Raw genomic sequence first — 13,777 nt, 5'->3', positions numbered from 1 at the left:
ATCGACGAGGTCGACGCCCGGTTGTAGCGTCGGCGGCGCACCGGCGGCCCGGGCGTCACCGCCCGGGCCGCCGACCCCCGTTCGCGCCGCGGTTCACCCGGTGACCGGTGCCTCCACCGGCCGCCGTCGCAGCGCGTACGCCAGCACCGCCGCGGCGAGCAGCGGGCCCCACACCGGGAACGGAAAGAACAGCAGCCCGAGCGCGACGCCCCGCAGCCCCTCCCCGAACCCGTCGGTCTCCACGGCGTGCAGCAGCAGCCCCGGCGCCGCCACGCACGTCGCCACCGCCACCAGACCGCCCGGCGCCGCCGCCAGGGCGACCGGCACCGGCCGGTGGCCGAGCAGCGGCACCCAGCCGGGGATCCGCTCGCCCCAGCGGCTGACCAGGCCGACGGTGAGCACGGCACCGAGCAGGGCGGCGCAGCCCAGCGACCCGCCCTGCAACCGCACCGCCGGATCGTCGAAGTCGCGGTCCAGGCCGATCGCCCACGGGGTCAGCCAGGTCAACCGGACGAACGCGTACGGCAGCGGGCACAGGGCCGCCCCGAGCGTGGCCACCCGCCCCCAGCGGCGGGCCCGCTCCGGTCGGGCCCACCCGGGGCGCGTACCGGTCCGCCCGGCGCGCAGCAGCCGGTACGCGACCGCACCCCACGCCCCGGCGACCGCCGCCATGGCCAGCCCCCAGAGCAGCCGGGTGCCGTAGCCGGCGAAGGCGTGCAGCACGTTGCGCGCGAACCGCAGGAGCACACCGGGGTCGACCGGGCCGGCGAGCACCGCCACCGTGGCGAGCAGCAGCACCGCCCCGGCGAACCGTCCCCACCGCCCACCGCGTACGCAGGCCAGCACGATCCCCGCGGTCACCGCCACCGGCGCGCCCAGCGCGATGGCGTACCCGAGCAGGCTGATCAGGGAGGTGTCCGCCATGACCAGGGCGAAGAACCCGGCCAGCGCGGTCGCGAGTGGACCGGCCACCCGGTTGCCGGGCGTGGGCCGGCCGGCCAGGGCGGCGATGGACAGCCCCACCACCGAGGCCGCCAGCAGCAGCCAGCCGGCCACCGCGACGGGCATCACGTGGGTGACCGACATGGTCACCCGGTCCGCGGCGCCGAACGGGTAGCTCGACGGCCGGGCCAGCCAGGTCGCGCCGATGCCGGCGGTGACCAGCGCGACGACGACCGCCGCCGTGGCCGGGCTGCCGAGGTGCGGGCGTGGAGTCTGCATGCCCACGACGCTAGGAGCGGCCAGGACCCGGCGACTCCCTCCGGCACGGGAGGTCCGCTCCCTCCCGGGAGTCACCGGGCAGCGGGTGTGTACCTCGGTCACCGCGGGCCGTGCGAGGTGATCGCGGCGATCCACAGCGCCCGCATCCGGTCCTGGTGCCGCCGGCTCAGCAGGGCGAAGCACACGGTCACCACCAGCAGGTCGGACGGCACGCCGGCCACCTCCACCCGGATGGTCCCGGCGCGCCCGGAAACGGTGCGGGCGGAGATCTCCCGGTCCCCGTCGGTCAGGACACCCCGGTAGTGCCGCAAGCCCCGGCCGACGGACCAGTGCGCGGGGGCGTCCCGACCCGCCAGCCGGGCCAGCGGCGGCTCCAGCTCCACGGCGGTGGCTCCGGCCGGTCCGGCGACGATCCGGCAGCGCCGGTTCCCCTGGGACCGCAGCGCCCAGCTCCCCTCGGTGGTCGTCGCCTCGGCCCGGACCAGACCTCGACCGGCGTGCAGCGTGCCGCGCGGGGTGGCTCCGTCGGTCAGCTCCCACGATCGACGGTGGGTCCGGTGCAAGGTCAACGTGCTCATCTCGGCTCCGTTCGGTGTGGGGCAGGGGCGGTCAGTCGACCGGCGGGGCCGGGCGGACCAGGCCCACCTCGTAGGCGAGGACGACGGCCTGGACCCGGTCCCGCAGGCCCAGCTTGGTCAGCACGGCGGAGACGTGGGTCTTCACCGTGGCGGTGCTCAGGTGCAGCCGGGCGGCGATCTCGGCGTTGGACAACGCTCCGGCGACCAGGGCGAGGATCTCCACCTCCCGGGCGGTCAGGGCGGCCAGCCGGCGGGCGGGCGTACCCGCGCCGGGCAGCCGGTCGGCGAACCGGTCCAGCAGCCGGCGGGTGACGCCCGGGGCGAGCAGGGCGTCGCCGCGGGCCACCACCCGGACCGCCTCGGCGAGTTCGCCGGGACGGGTGTCCTTGAGCAGGAAGCCGCTCGCCCCGGCGCGCAGCGCGGCGTAGACGTACTCGTCGAGGTCGAAGGTGGTCAGGATGACCACCCGGGCCGGGTCACCGGCGGCCACCAGTTCGCGGGTCGCCGCGATGCCGTCCTGCCGGGGCATCCGAATGTCCATGAGGACGACGTCGGGCCGGGTCCGCCGCACCACGTCGACGGCCTCCCGCCCGTCGGCGGCCTCCCCGACCACGGTCAGGTCGGGTCGGGCCTCGAGGATCATCCGCAGGCCGGCGCGGATCAGGTCCTGGTCGTCGGCGACCACCACCTTCACGGTCATCGGGTCACCCGTACCGGGATCTGGGCGCTGACCCGGAAGCCGCCGGCGGCCAGCGGACCGGCGTCGAGGGTGCCACCGAGCAGCCGGGCCCGTTCCCGCATGCCGAGGATGCCGTGCCCTTCGGCGGTACGCGGGGCGGGCGCCACCGGGCCGTCGTTGACCACCTCCACCCGCAGCACGCCGTCGTCGTAGCGGACGCTGACTTCGGCCCGGGTGGCGTGGCCGTGTTTCACGGCGTTGGTCAGCGCCTCCTGCACGATCCGGTACGCGGACAGCTCCACCCCACCGGGCAGCCCGACGGTGCCGCCGGGCCGGTCCATGGTGACCTCCAGACCGGCCGCGCGGACGGCGTCGGCGAGCGCGTCGAGCTGGGTCAGCCGGGGCTGTGGGACGGCCGGGTCGGGCCCGGCGTCGGCGGTCAGGGCGTGCAGGATCGCCCGCAGTTCGGTCAGCGCGGACCGGGCCGCGTCCTGGATCGACCCGAGGGCGGCCCGGGCCTGGTCGGGGCGCTCGTCGAGGACGTCCTCGGCGGCGGCCGCCTGCACCGCGATGACGGCCACATGGTGGGCCACCACGTCGTGCAGTTCCCGGGAGATCCGTTCCCGCTCCCGGCCGATCGCGCGGGCCCGGTGGGCCTGCCAGCGCTCGGCCCGCCCGCGCTGCACCTCGCCCAACGCCCAGCCGAGGCCGAGCCCGGCCACCGCGAGCAGCAGGTCCCGCCAGCCACCGTGGACCAGTTTCCACGGGGTGGGGGCGAGCAGCACGCCCAGGGCGGGTAGCGAAACCCGCGGCGGTCGCAGCCGGGCGACGTAGCTCAACGGCACCGCGACCTGCCCGAGCCAGCCCAGCTGGGGGCAGAGCGCCTCCAGCCCCACGCCGGCGAGCGCCGCCACCGCCAGGGCCGGGATCGGGTGCCGGCGGATCCACAGCAGGCAGCCGGCCTGCACGGCGCAGAGCGCGACCGCGAGGGCGACACCTGTCGGGCTGTCCGGTCGCTGCCCGCCGGCGGTCACGGCGACCAGCAGCAGGGCGAACAGCACGGCGGCGATCCCGCCGTCGATCAGCGGGAGCACCAGGGACCTCGGCCATCTGCACACACCGCGGATGCTAGAGGCGTACCGGGGGTGAGCTCATCGGTCGCGAGACGGAGATCCGGGCGGGACCGGGTCGCGGGACGTACTCCGGAACCGTTCCGCGGCCCGATCCGGACCGGGTCCGCTCGGGCCTAGCGTGCCGGTGAGGCCACCGTCGCGGGCCGGGCCCGCGACCGATCCGGAGGTACGCCATGAGCACCGTCCACCCTGTCGCCACGCACCCCGCCGGCGTGACCCGCCCGCCGCGGCGGGCCCGTCCGTTGGCGATCCTCGCCGTCACCTGCGCCACCGTCGCGGTCTGGGCGGTGGCCGTCCCTCTCGCCGGCGTGGACCTGGTCGCCCGGTCCGGCGGCGCCGACCGGAGCGTCGGGCCGGGTGCCGTCGCCGGCACCACCCTGCTGGTGGGGCTGGCCGGTTGGGCGGTGCTGGCCCTGCTGGAGCGGCGTACCCGACGCGCCCGGTCGATCTGGACCGGGCTGGCGCTGGCAGTCCTGCTGGTGTCGCTGCTCCCGCCGCTGGTCGAGGGGGTCGGGGTGGCCGCGAAGCTCACCCTGGTGGCGATGCATCTCGCCGCCGGCCTGCTCGTCCCCGCGTTGCGCCGTACGGCGGTCCGCTGACCGGTGGGCCCGCCGCCCCGGTCGGCCCGGGTGCGACGGGCGGACCGGGACCGTGGGGCCGCGCGTCGGGTCAGGCGCCCGCCGTGGCGGCGGGCGCCGGCTCGGGCAGCGGTTCGCCGGTCTCCAGCAGCGTCTTGAGGCTGGCCAGCAGTTCGGGCCAGCCGCCGCTGCCGTCGAGCTGACCACTGATCGCCCGGTACATCTCGCTGTCCGGGGAGAAGTCGTCGTGGGTCACGGTGAGCCGGACGGCGTCCCCGTGGGGCGCGAGGGCGAAGGTGACGGTGGAGCGGCGTTCGCCGAGCCGGGCCGCCAGTTCCTCGGCGGACCAGCCGAAGTGGGCGGCGTGCTCGGGCTGGAACCCGTGCCAGGTGTACGCCAGCCGCCGGTACGGCTCGGCGACGACCACCCGCTGGCCGAGGTCGCGGAACTCGCCGTCCGGCTCGTCCTGCCAGAGCACGGGGGAGCCGGTGGTCCACTCGGAACGCAGCGCGACCCCGCCCCAGTACCGACGGGTGAAGGCCGGCTCGGTGAGGGCCGCCCAGAGCCGTTGCGGTGTGGTGCGGATGTAGGTGGTGTAGACGAAGCGGGGGCTGGACACGGATCGGGCCTCCAATGCGGTCTGCAGGTCGGCGAGGGCGCGGGCCCGCTCACGGTCGTACCGGCTGATCCACCGGTCGGCGATGGCGTTGATCGGGGCGGCGTTGAGGTGGTGCAGCTTCTCCCGGCCGCGCCGGCTGGTGGTGACCAGCCCGGCGGCCTCCAGCACGGCGAGGTGTTTGCTCACCGACTGGCGGGTCATGTCGAGCCCGGCGCAGAGCTCCCGCAGGCTCTGCCCGTTGCGGACGTTGAGGCTGTCCAGCAGCCGGCGCCGGCTGGTGTCGGCCAGCGCCCGGAACACCTCGTCCACCTGTCACCACCTCGTTCAGGCAGCCATCCGGCTGCCCTTCGCAGGATAGGCAGCCTGATGGTTGCATGTCCAGGTATCCCGCCGCCGGGTTCACGAGCGCGCGGACGGCCGGCCCTGCTCGGGCGGCGGTCGGTGTCCTCGGCTCTCCTCGTCGGCGCTGTGGGCGTCGTCGGTGGTGGATGTGGGGTCGGCGTCGCGGGGGCGGTGGTCGCCGACCCCGCGGTGGGCGGTCGGCGCTGCTGGCGTGGAGGGGTGAGCGCCGTTGTCGCGCATGGGCGGCGTCGCTGGCGCGGGCGGTGAGCGTCGTGACGCGGCGGAGATGAGAAGGCGATCGAGAGTGATACCTCAGAGTCATATTGATGACCCTGAGGTATCACGCTCGCGCGGGCTTTGTGCCGCAGCAGTCGTCGACCCACGAGTCCCGACGCGGCTCGGCGGCGCCGACCCGCGCCCACCGATCGAGGCGAACCCAACTACCCTCCTAGGACGCTTTAGGGAGTGTGTGCGACAGCCGCGCGCCGACCCGAAACTCGGCCGGCGCGCGGCGCGGCCCCTGGTAGCTTCCGCCGCTGTGACGGGGGAAAGGCTCGACGGGCGCTTCGCCCGACTCTGGACCGCAGCCACCATGTCGGCGCTGGGCAGCGGTCTCGCCACCGTGGCCGCGCCGCTCTACGTGGCGTCCCGGACCGACGACCCGCTGGTCGTCTCGGCCGGCGCGGCGGTCTCCTGGTTGCCGTGGCTGCTCTTCGCGCTGCCCGGTGGGGTGCTGGCCGACCGGGTCGACCGGCGGTGGTTGATGATCGGCATCGACTGGGCCCGGGTGGCGGTGCTCGGTGTGCTCGCCGTCGCGCTGCTCACCGGGCGGGCGGGCATCGCCCTGTTGTACGCGGTGCTGTTCGTGGTCAACGCCGGCGAGGTGGTGTTCCGGGTCGCCGCCCAGGCGTTGGTCCCCGCGGTGGTGCCGCGATCCCGCCTGGAACGGGCCAACGGCTGGCTCAGCGGCGGGACGCAGGTGACGCAGAACCTGGTGGCCGGTCCGCTGGGCGGGTTCCTTTTCCTGGTGGCCGCCGCCGTCCCGTTCGCCGTCGACGCCGGCACGTACGCCACCCCCGCCGACCGGGTCGCCCCGGCGCCGGTCGGCTGACCGGTCACTCCGGCGGCGGGACCGGCAGGGTGATCCCCTCGATGGCGGAGGCGTGCGCGAGTTCGATCAGCCGCACGGTGGCCACCGCGTCCCGCGGGTCCACCGGCATCGGGGCGCCGCTGCGCAACGCGGTCGCCACCTGGGCGTAGAAGTCCTGGTAGCGGCCCGGCTCGGTGGGCACCGGGCGCAGGTCGTCGTCGGCGCCGAGCCGGCCGTACCGGTCGGGGGAGACCTCGCCCCAGCCGGGCGCGTCGGCCCGCCCGCCGTCGCGCAGCGCCGCCTCCTGCGGGTCCAGCCCGTACGTCGTCCAGGCGGCCCGGTCACCGAGGATGCGCAGCCGCGGCCCGAGCTGCGCGGCGACCGCGCTCATCCACAGGTGGGAACGGACCCCACCGGTGTGGGTGAGCGCCACGAACGCGTCGTCGTCGACCCGGGCGTCGGGCCGCCGCCGGTCCACCTCCGCGTAGATCCGCCGCACCGGGCCGAAGAGCTGCACCGCCTGGTCGATCAGGTGGGCGCCGAGGTCGTAGAGGACGCCACCGGCCTGCTCGGGGCTGCCGCTCTCCCGCCACCCCGGCTTGATCGCCGGCCGCCAGCGCTCGAAGCGGGACTCGAAGCGGGCCACCCGGCCCAGCTCGCCCCCGGCGACCAGCCGACGGGCGGTCAGGAAGTCGCCGTCCCAGCGGCGGTTCTGGAACACCGTCAGCGGCACTCCCCGCCGGTCGGCCTCGGCGGCCAGGTCGGCGCCCTGGTCGGCGGTGGCGGCGAGCGGCTTGTCCACCACGACCGGCAGGCCGGCCGCCAGCGCCGCCCGGGCCTGCGGCACGTGCTGGTCGTTCGGTGTCGCCACCACCACCAGGTCCAGCGTGTCGGCCTGCGCCCAGAGGTCGTCGGCGTCGTCGACCAGCCGGGCCTGCGGGTGCTCCCGGCGGGCCTGCTCGCGCCGTTCCGGGTTGGCGGTGACCACGGCGTCCAGCCGCAGCCCGGAGGTGGCGGCGATCAGCGGGGCGTGGAACACCCGGCCGGCCACCCCGTACCCCAGCAAGCCCACCCGCAGTGGCGCGTCACCCATGGTCGTCCCCCGTCCGGTCGGTGAGCCTGGCGCCTTCGAACCTACGCGGCCGGCGGGGAGCCGGCGCGGTCACCCGGGCGGCGGTGTGACAGCGTGGGCGGGTGACCGCAGCGCCGCCGCACTTCGACCTGGCCCTCGTCGGGGGTGGGGGAGCGGGTTCGCTCGTCCTCGCCGCCCTGGACCGCCACGACCTGCGTGGCCTGCGGATCGCCGTGCTGGATCCGGTGCGCAAGAGCGGCCAGGACCGCACCTGGGCGTTCTGGGGCCGGCCCGGCACCGACCTCGACCCGATGCTGAGCGCCAGCTGGTCGCGGGTCGACGTGGTCACCGCGGCCGGCCGGCAGGTGCTGCCGCTGGCCCCGCTGCGGTACGCGATGCTGCGCTCCGCCCCGGTCTACGCGCGGGCCGCGGAGGCCGCCGAGCGGCTGGGCGCGACCCGGTTCGACGCCGCCGTCGGCGGGCTGGCCGACGACGGGTCGGGGGTGACCGTGCGGGACACCGACGGGCGGGCGCTGCTGCGCGCCGGTTGGGTGCTGGACTCCCGTCCCCGGCCGCCGGTACGCCCCGGCCTGACCAGCTGGTTGCAGCACTTCCGGGGCTGGTGGGTGGAGAGTGACCGGCCGCTGTTCGACCCGGACCGGGCGGTCCTGATGGACTTCCGCACCCCGCAGCCGGCCCGGGGGGTGTCCTTCGGCTACGTGCTGCCGGTCAGCGACCGGTACGCGCTGGTGGAGTACACCGAGTTCTCGCCCGCCCTGCTCGACGACGCCGGGTACGACGCCGGCCTGCGCGGCTACCTGGCCCTGCTCGGCCTGGATCCGGCGCAGCTGCGGGTGCGGGAGGTGGAGGACGGGGTGATCCCGATGACCGACGCGCCGTTCCCGCGCCGGCCGTCGCCGCGGGTGGTCCGCCTCGGCACCGCCGGCGGGGCGACCCGACCGTCGACCGGGTTCACCTTCTCGGCCATGCACCGGCAGGCCGGGGAGGTGGCCGCCGCCCTGGCGGCGGGGCGGCCGCCGGTGCCCCGGCCGGCGTACCCGGGGCGGCACCGGTGGATGGACGCGGTGGCCTTGCGGGCGCTGGACCGGGGTCGGGTGGGCGGGCCGGAGTTCTTCCAGCGCCTGTTCGACCGCAACCCCGCCGAGCGGGTGCTGCGGTTCCTCGACGGCGCGACCAGCCCGGCGGAGGACCTGGCGGTGATGCGGTCCAGCCCGTTGCTGCCGATGACGTCGGCGGTGGCCGGGGACGCAGCCGGCCGGCTGCGCGCCCGGCTGCGCCGCGACCCGACCCCCCGTCCGCGTGCCGGGTCGCCAGCGGAGGGTCAGCCCCGCTCGTAGGTGGCGATCAGCACGCCCGTGGTGCTGGTGACGCTGTCGGTCAGCCGCAGGTCGGCCGGGGTGGTGCCGTCGGGGAAGAGCCGCCGGCCCCGGCCGAGCAGCAGCGGGTGCACCAGCAGCACCCAGGTGTCGACCAGGCCGTGCCGGTGCAGGGTGCGGACCAGTTCGCCGCTGCCGAGCACCGCGATGTCCCCGCCCGGGCGCTGCTTGAGCCGGGTCACCTCCGCCACCGGGTCGCCGCCGATCAGGATGGAGTTCTGCCAGGGCAGCGGGGCGGTGAGGGTGGTGGAGACGACGTACTTGTCGAGCTTGTCGAGGACGGGGGTGAACGGGTTGCCGGTCTGCTGGGGCCAGTAGCCGGCGAAGTCGGTGTAGGTGCGCCGGCCGAGCAGCAGGGCATCCGTGCCGGCCATCCCCTCGCCCATCTTCCGGCCCAGCACCGGGTCCTGGTACGGCAGCGCCCAGCCGCCCCGGTCGAAGCCGCCGCGGAGGTCCTCGTCGGGACGCCCGGGGGCCTGCATCACCCCGTCGAGGGTGAGGTTGTTGGTCACCACGATCTTTCGCATCCGGCTACCTCGCGGATCGGTGGGCCGGCCGGTCGCCGGCCCCTCACCTCCGATACGTTCGGCCCCCGTCCGATTCGACACCGGCGCGTACCTCGTCGCGGATCAGCGTCCGCAGCTGCTCCATCGGGTCACCGTCGCCGGCGGCGACCCGGTTGCGGGTGGCGGCGACGGTGAGGCCGAGCTGCGGGTAGGCGAAGGCGAGGCTGCCGCCGCTGCCGGCGGCGCCGAACGACCCGTCGGCGTCCACCGCGTACCCCAGGCCCCACGCCGCCTCCGCGCCGAAGACCCATTCGGGGCCGCGGACCGCTTCGGTGGTGACCTCGCGGAGCCGGTCGGCGGAGATCAGGCGTACGCCGTCGACGTCGCCGAGCAGCGCCGCGTACATCCGGGCGGCGGCGCGGGCGCTGAGCGTGCCGACCGCCGGCAGGTCGGCGCGGAGCACCTCGGGCCGGCCGGCGGTGCGGGCGTCGGGTCGCACGCCGGGCGGGGCGACCCGGTCCAGGTTCGGCAGCACGCCGGCCGCCTGGTCGATCATGGCGGCGAGGCCGTTGTCGGTCAGCCGCGCGACCCGCGGCAGGTCCGCCTCGGGCACCCCGAAGAACAGCTCCCCGGGTACGCCGAGCGGGGCGGCGATTTCCTCGGCGAGCACCTGGGAGATGCGCCGGCCGGTGGCCCGGTGGACCGTCTCGCCGACCAGCCAGCCGAACGTCCACGCGTGGTACGCGAGCCGTTCGCCGGGTTCCCACAGCGGTTCGGCGTCGGCGAGCAGCGCGCACATCCGGTCCCAGTCGGCCAGGTCGGCGGGGGTGGTGTCGGCGGGCAGGGCGGGCAGTCCGGCGGTGTGGGTGAGCACGTGCCGCAGCGTGATCCGGTCCTTGCCGTGCGCGGCGAACTCCGGCCACACCCGCGCCAGCGGCAGGTCGTGGTGGAGCTGACCGCGTTCGGCCAGCACGTGCACCACGGTGGCGGTGAGGCCCTTGCCGGTGGAGATGCTGGGGAACGGGGTGTCGGGGGTGACCGGCCGGCCGGTGGCGGGGTCGGCGGTCCCCGCGTACGCCTCGACGATCGGCCGCCCGTGCAGGTACGCGGCGACCTGCACGCCGGCCTCCCGGCCGGAGCCGACCAGGTCGTCGACGAATTCGTGCACCTTGGCCCGGAGGCCGTCCCAGCCGTCGCTCATGGTGGTCGACCCTGCCATCGTCGCGACGCGCGTCGCACCGGGTTTTCCGTCCGGCGGGTCGGGCACGGTAGGTTGCCGGCATGGTGGACGCGGCGGCCGGGCGGGTCGTGGAGATCTGGACCGACGGGGCGTGCAGCGGCAATCCAGGCCCGGGCGGCTGGGGCGTGGTGCTGCGCTACGGCGGGCACGAGCGGGAGCTGTGCGGGGGTGAGGCGACCCCGACCACCAACAACCGGATGGAGCTGATGGGCGCCATCCAGGCGTTGGAGAGCCTGACCCGGCCGGTGACGGTGGAGCTGCACACCGACAGCACGTACGTGCGTAACGGGATCACCAGCTGGCTGGCGTCGTGGAAGCGCAACGGCTGGCGGACCGCGGCGAAGCAGCCGGTGAAGAACGCGGACCTGTGGCAGCGCCTCGAGGCGGCCTGCGCCCGGCACCAGGTGACCTGGCTGTGGGTGAAGGGGCACAACGGGCACCCGGAGAACGAGCGCGCGGACGCGCTGGCCAACCGGGGGATGACCGAGGCCCGCGCCGGGTTCGCGGCGGCCCGCTGACCCGGCGCGGGGCGGGCTACCGCTGCGGGCGGCCCTGTTCGATCTGCTCCGGCCCGTCGGCCGGGTCACCGGCGCCGGAGACGGCGTCGACGTCGTAGCCGGCCCGGCTGACCTCCTGGGCCGAGCGCCGGTTCTCGGCCGGTTCGTCGGCGAAGTCGTCGCCGGTGTCGTCGGTGCTGTGCAGGGACTCGCCCGGCGGGCGCAGCGACGCCTCGTAGGCGGTGGCGCCGTCGGGCTCGTCGGTGTCGGCGCGGCCGAAGGACTCTTCACTCGTCATGGCGCACCTTCTGCCCACCCCACGTCGGGACAAACCCGGCCCGGCGGGCGTGGTCAGCGTCGGCGGCGTCCGGCGGGGGACCGGCGGGCGGGCCGGATCGGGATGAGGGTCGCCGACCAGTGCGTCGGGCGGCGCAACCGGGCGGGCAGCTGGGTGGTCGCGTCGCCGCGGGCCGCGTCGAGCTGCGACTGGTGCAGAAACAGGGTGTGGCGCAGGTCCGCGCCGCGCAGGTCGGCGCCGCGCAGGTCCGCCCCGGTCAGGTCGGCCCAGCCCAGGTCCGCGCCGCGCAGGTCGGCGCCGATCAGGTACGCCCCGCGCAGGTTCGCCCCGGCCAGGTCGACGCGGCGCAGGTCGGCGCCGATCAGCGGGGCGCCCCGCCGGTCGGCGCCGACGCGTCCGGCCCGGGAGCGGGCCTGCTCCCCGGCCCGGGACAGCAGCGGGTTGACCCTGGCCCGCTGCCCGTCGACGTCCAGGGTGAGCAGTTCGGCGGGGCTGCCGTCGGCCAGCCGGGCGGTGTCGTCGTACGCGCGGGTCAGTGCGGCGCGCAGCTCGCCGTCGGGGGTGAGCGCCAGCGCCTCGGTCAGGTACCAGAGCAGCTCGTGCAGCGGGCGGACGACGGCGAAGGTGTCGAACATCGTCGCCGCGTGCCGGGGGTCGTCGCGCCAGTCCCGCCCGCCGAAGGTCACCTGGGCGACGTGCTGGCCGGCGCCGAAGCAGTCGAAGACGGTGCAGCCGGGGAAGCCGCGGTCGCGCAGGTCGGCGTGGATGCCGCAGCGGGAGTCGGCGCCCAGGTGGGGGCAGGGCCGCCCGGCCGGCTTGTCGAGGGCGAAGTCCGCCGAGGCGGCGAAGGCGGGCGCCACGCAGCAGATGCCGAAGCAGCGACCGCAGTCGGCCCGCAGCTCGCGTTCCGGCACGTCGACCTCCCGTTTCTCCGCGCCCCGGCGGGGGCCTCGACGGGCCATTCTCCGCCCCGGCGGCAGGCAGCCGGCCGGTGGGTCGGCGTTCGCCCACCGGGGGCCGGGCGGCTCCGTATCGTGGATGGGGTCCAGCTCACAGGCGGCGGGGGAGTCCGGGCATGGCGGACCGGGAGCGGGAACAGGCGCTGCTCACCGCCCTGACCACCGAGCACTTCGTGTTGCAGACCTCCCGGGGCGCGACGATCTCCGAGTCGGTGGGCCGGGCCACGATCTTCCTCTCGCTGCTCTCCGCCGCCCTGATCGGCCTGGGTTTCGTCTCCGGCAACGGGCCGCTGGTGAAGCCGTACCTCGCCGCGGTGCTGCCCACCCTGGTGATCACCGGTCTGCTGACCTTCGCCCGGCTGGTGCAGAATATGGTGGAGAACTCGCTGGACCTGCGGCGGATCCAGAAGATCCGGGCCTACTACCACGAGCACTACGCCACCGGGTACGACTTCTTCGCCGACGCGACGATCACCGACCCGGTCCGGGCCAGCTGGGCGGCGGTCGGGACGCGCCCGGCCCGCTACCACCTGCTGCTCACCACCGCGGCGATGGTGGGCGCGGTCAACGCCCTGCTGATCGGTGCGGGGGTGGCCCTGCTGCTGGGCGTGGCCGGGGTCGGTCCCACGGCGGCGATCCTGGTCGGTGTGGTCGGGGCGCTGCTCGCCTTCGCCGGGCAACTGTTCCACGTCAACCGCTCGTCGCTGCTGAACCGCTGAGTGCGGCCGGGCAACCCGGTGGCGTTCGGGTGCGGCGGCGGGCATCCTGGCCCGATGATCGACCAGGCGTACGCCGACGGCGCGCTGGCCGCCCTCTACGACGCGCTGAACCCGTGGGGGCCCGGCGACGACTTCCACCTGCGGCTGGTGCGCGACGCCGAGGCGGTGCTCGACGTGGGCTGCGGCACCGGCGTGCTGCTGCGCCGGGCCCGGGAGGCCGGGCACACCGGGCGGCTCTGTGGGCTCGACCCGGCCGCCGCGATGCTGGAGCGGGCGCGGGTCTGCCCGGACGTCGAGTGGGTCCTCGGCGACCTGGCCGGTGCGCCGTGGCGGGCGGAGTTCGACCTGGTGGTGATGACCGGGCACGCCTTCCAGGTGCTGCTCACCGACGACGACGTCCGCGCCGGCCTGGCCGCGGTGCGCCGGGTCCTCGCCCCCGGTGGCCGGTTCGCCTTCGAGACCCGCAACCCCGCGGTCCGACCCTGGGACAGCTGGACCCCGGCCAACGGGGTGCGGATCACCGGCCCCGACGGCGCCCCGGTCGACGTGGCCCACCGGGTGGACCGCCTCGACGGTCCGGTGGTCACCTTCACCACCAGCTTCACCGCTCCCGCCTGGCCGGCGCCCCGGACCAGCCGCAGCAGCCTGCGCTTCCTGGACGCACCGGCCCTCGACGGGTTCCTCGCCGAGGCCGGCCTGGTGGTGCGGCGGCGCCACGGGGACTGGGACGGCAGCCCGCTCACCGCCACCAGCCCGGAGATCATCACCGTCGCCGGGCGACTCTGAGGCGGGCGGCGCTGACCCGGGCCGGCCGGGCCGGCCGCTGGACCCTGCGGGTCGGGTGCGAGT

Annotated in this window: 16 protein-coding genes; 6 read left to right on the top strand and 10 right to left on the bottom strand. The window is 75.9% G+C overall.

Annotation, left to right across the window (positions count from 1 at the left end; genetic code table 11):
* Positions 1–93: 93 nt before the first annotated feature.
* From GA0074704_RS17800 to GA0074704_RS17785, 4 genes are all read right to left on the bottom strand, one after another.
* Positions 94–1,221: a hypothetical protein gene (locus tag GA0074704_RS17800; protein WP_157743708.1), complete on the bottom strand. Its 1,128-nt coding sequence runs from the start codon at positions 1,219–1,221 to the stop codon at positions 94–96.
* A gap of 98 nt (positions 1,222–1,319) precedes the next feature.
* Positions 1,320–1,799, bottom strand: coding sequence for a hypothetical protein (locus GA0074704_RS17795; protein ID WP_088971552.1), 480 nt, complete (start codon positions 1,797–1,799; stop codon positions 1,320–1,322).
* Between the two features lie 31 nt (positions 1,800–1,830).
* Positions 1,831–2,499, bottom strand: a complete 669-nt coding sequence (locus tag GA0074704_RS17790) for a response regulator (protein ID WP_088971551.1) — start codon at positions 2,497–2,499, stop codon at positions 1,831–1,833.
* Entirely contained in the window at positions 2,496–3,596 is a 1,101-nt protein-coding gene (locus GA0074704_RS17785) for a sensor histidine kinase (protein ID WP_088971550.1), read from the bottom strand. Before GA0074704_RS17785 ends, GA0074704_RS17790 begins: the two co-directional genes overlap by 4 nt.
* 188 nt (positions 3,597–3,784) lie before the next feature.
* On the opposite strand from GA0074704_RS17785, the gene GA0074704_RS17780 reads away from it, so the two are divergent.
* Positions 3,785–4,210, top strand: a complete 426-nt coding sequence (locus GA0074704_RS17780) for a DUF6069 family protein (protein WP_088971549.1) — start codon at positions 3,785–3,787, stop codon at positions 4,208–4,210.
* A 70-nt stretch (positions 4,211–4,280) separates the two neighbouring features.
* Here the strand turns inward: GA0074704_RS17780 and GA0074704_RS17775 are convergent, their stop codons facing one another.
* A complete protein-coding gene (locus GA0074704_RS17775) occupies positions 4,281–5,117 on the bottom strand; it encodes an ArsR/SmtB family transcription factor (RefSeq protein WP_088971548.1) in 837 nt (278 codons plus the stop codon).
* Positions 5,118–5,688: 571 nt separating this feature from the next.
* On the opposite strand from GA0074704_RS17775, the gene GA0074704_RS17770 reads away from it, so the two are divergent.
* Positions 5,689–6,261, top strand: a complete 573-nt coding sequence (locus tag GA0074704_RS17770; RefSeq protein ID WP_231926515.1) for an MFS transporter — start codon at positions 5,689–5,691, stop codon at positions 6,259–6,261.
* Between the two features lie 4 nt (positions 6,262–6,265).
* On the opposite strand, the gene GA0074704_RS17765 is transcribed toward GA0074704_RS17770, so the two are convergent.
* Positions 6,266–7,333 (bottom strand): Gfo/Idh/MocA family protein, encoded by a 1,068-nt coding sequence (locus tag GA0074704_RS17765; RefSeq protein WP_088971547.1) that lies wholly within the window; start codon positions 7,331–7,333, stop codon positions 6,266–6,268.
* A 101-nt stretch (positions 7,334–7,434) separates the two neighbouring features.
* Here GA0074704_RS17765 and GA0074704_RS17760 point away from each other — a divergent pair, with 101 nt between their 5' ends.
* Positions 7,435–8,670, top strand: coding sequence for a lycopene cyclase family protein (locus GA0074704_RS17760; protein WP_088971546.1), 1,236 nt, complete (start codon positions 7,435–7,437; stop codon positions 8,668–8,670).
* Here GA0074704_RS17760 and GA0074704_RS17755 read toward each other — a convergent pair.
* Complete coding sequence (locus GA0074704_RS17755) at positions 8,655–9,236, bottom strand: dihydrofolate reductase family protein (RefSeq protein WP_088971545.1); 582 nt, start codon at positions 9,234–9,236, stop codon at positions 8,655–8,657. The two genes, GA0074704_RS17760 and GA0074704_RS17755, sit on opposite strands and share 16 nt — an antisense overlap.
* A gap of 43 nt (positions 9,237–9,279) precedes the next feature.
* Positions 9,280–10,416 carry a serine hydrolase domain-containing protein gene (locus GA0074704_RS17750; RefSeq protein ID WP_088971544.1) on the bottom strand — a complete coding sequence of 379 codons (1,137 nt, stop codon included), beginning with the start codon at positions 10,414–10,416 and terminating at the stop codon, positions 9,280–9,282.
* 80 nt (positions 10,417–10,496) lie between these two features.
* On the opposite strand from GA0074704_RS17750, the gene rnhA reads away from it, so the two are divergent.
* Positions 10,497–10,973, top strand: a complete 477-nt coding sequence (gene rnhA / locus GA0074704_RS17745; protein WP_088971543.1) for a ribonuclease HI — start codon at positions 10,497–10,499, stop codon at positions 10,971–10,973.
* A 16-nt stretch (positions 10,974–10,989) separates the two neighbouring features.
* Here rnhA and GA0074704_RS17740 read toward each other — a convergent pair whose 3' ends face one another.
* On the bottom strand, positions 10,990–11,250 hold the full coding sequence (locus GA0074704_RS17740; RefSeq protein ID WP_088971542.1) for a hypothetical protein: 261 nt from the start codon (positions 11,248–11,250) through the stop codon (positions 10,990–10,992).
* A 53-nt stretch (positions 11,251–11,303) separates the two neighbouring features.
* A complete protein-coding gene (locus GA0074704_RS17735; protein ID WP_088971541.1) occupies positions 11,304–12,212 on the bottom strand; it encodes a pentapeptide repeat-containing protein in 909 nt (302 codons plus the stop codon).
* A 113-nt stretch (positions 12,213–12,325) separates the two neighbouring features.
* On the opposite strand from GA0074704_RS17735, the gene GA0074704_RS17730 reads away from it, so the two are divergent.
* A complete protein-coding gene (locus GA0074704_RS17730) occupies positions 12,326–12,928 on the top strand; it encodes a hypothetical protein (protein ID WP_088971540.1) in 603 nt (200 codons plus the stop codon).
* Positions 12,929–12,982: 54 nt separating this feature from the next.
* On the top strand, positions 12,983–13,714 hold the full coding sequence (locus GA0074704_RS17725) for a class I SAM-dependent methyltransferase (RefSeq protein ID WP_088973770.1): 732 nt from the start codon (positions 12,983–12,985) through the stop codon (positions 13,712–13,714).
* Positions 13,715–13,777 lie beyond the last annotated feature (63 nt).

Origin of the sequence: Micromonospora siamensis (assembly GCF_900090305.1) — a bacterium.
GTDB classification, from domain to species: Bacteria; Actinomycetota; Actinomycetes; order Mycobacteriales; family Micromonosporaceae; genus Micromonospora; species Micromonospora siamensis.
The sequence above is the reverse complement of the archived record's forward strand: the minus strand, read 5'-3'. Positions and strand labels throughout refer to the sequence as shown.

Bases quoted from the DNA above. Each gene is read 5' to 3' on its own strand.
- GA0074704_RS17735 (WP_088971541.1), bottom strand. From the start codon at position 12,212: ATGGCCCGTCGAGGCCCCCGCCGGGGCGCGGAGAAACGGGAGGTCGAC.
- rnhA (WP_088971543.1), top strand. From the start codon at position 10,497: ATGGTGGACGCGGCGGCCGGGCGGGTCGTGGAGATCTGGACCGACGGG.
- GA0074704_RS17790 (WP_088971551.1), bottom strand. From the start codon at position 2,499: ATGACCGTGAAGGTGGTGGTCGCCGACGACCAGGACCTGATCCGCGCC.
- GA0074704_RS17800 (WP_157743708.1), bottom strand. From the start codon at position 1,221: ATGCAGACTCCACGCCCGCACCTCGGCAGCCCGGCCACGGCGGCGGTC.
- GA0074704_RS17750 (WP_088971544.1), bottom strand. From the start codon at position 10,416: ATGAGCGACGGCTGGGACGGCCTCCGGGCCAAGGTGCACGAATTCGTC.
- GA0074704_RS17780 (WP_088971549.1), top strand. From the start codon at position 3,785: ATGAGCACCGTCCACCCTGTCGCCACGCACCCCGCCGGCGTGACCCGC.
- GA0074704_RS17765 (WP_088971547.1), bottom strand. From the start codon at position 7,333: ATGGGTGACGCGCCACTGCGGGTGGGCTTGCTGGGGTACGGGGTGGCC.
- GA0074704_RS17725 (WP_088973770.1), top strand. From the start codon at position 12,983: ATGATCGACCAGGCGTACGCCGACGGCGCGCTGGCCGCCCTCTACGAC.
- GA0074704_RS17730 (WP_088971540.1), top strand. From the start codon at position 12,326: ATGGCGGACCGGGAGCGGGAACAGGCGCTGCTCACCGCCCTGACCACC.
- GA0074704_RS17795 (WP_088971552.1), bottom strand. From the start codon at position 1,799: ATGAGCACGTTGACCTTGCACCGGACCCACCGTCGATCGTGGGAGCTG.
- GA0074704_RS17755 (WP_088971545.1), bottom strand. From the start codon at position 9,236: ATGCGAAAGATCGTGGTGACCAACAACCTCACCCTCGACGGGGTGATG.
- GA0074704_RS17740 (WP_088971542.1), bottom strand. From the start codon at position 11,250: ATGACGAGTGAAGAGTCCTTCGGCCGCGCCGACACCGACGAGCCCGAC.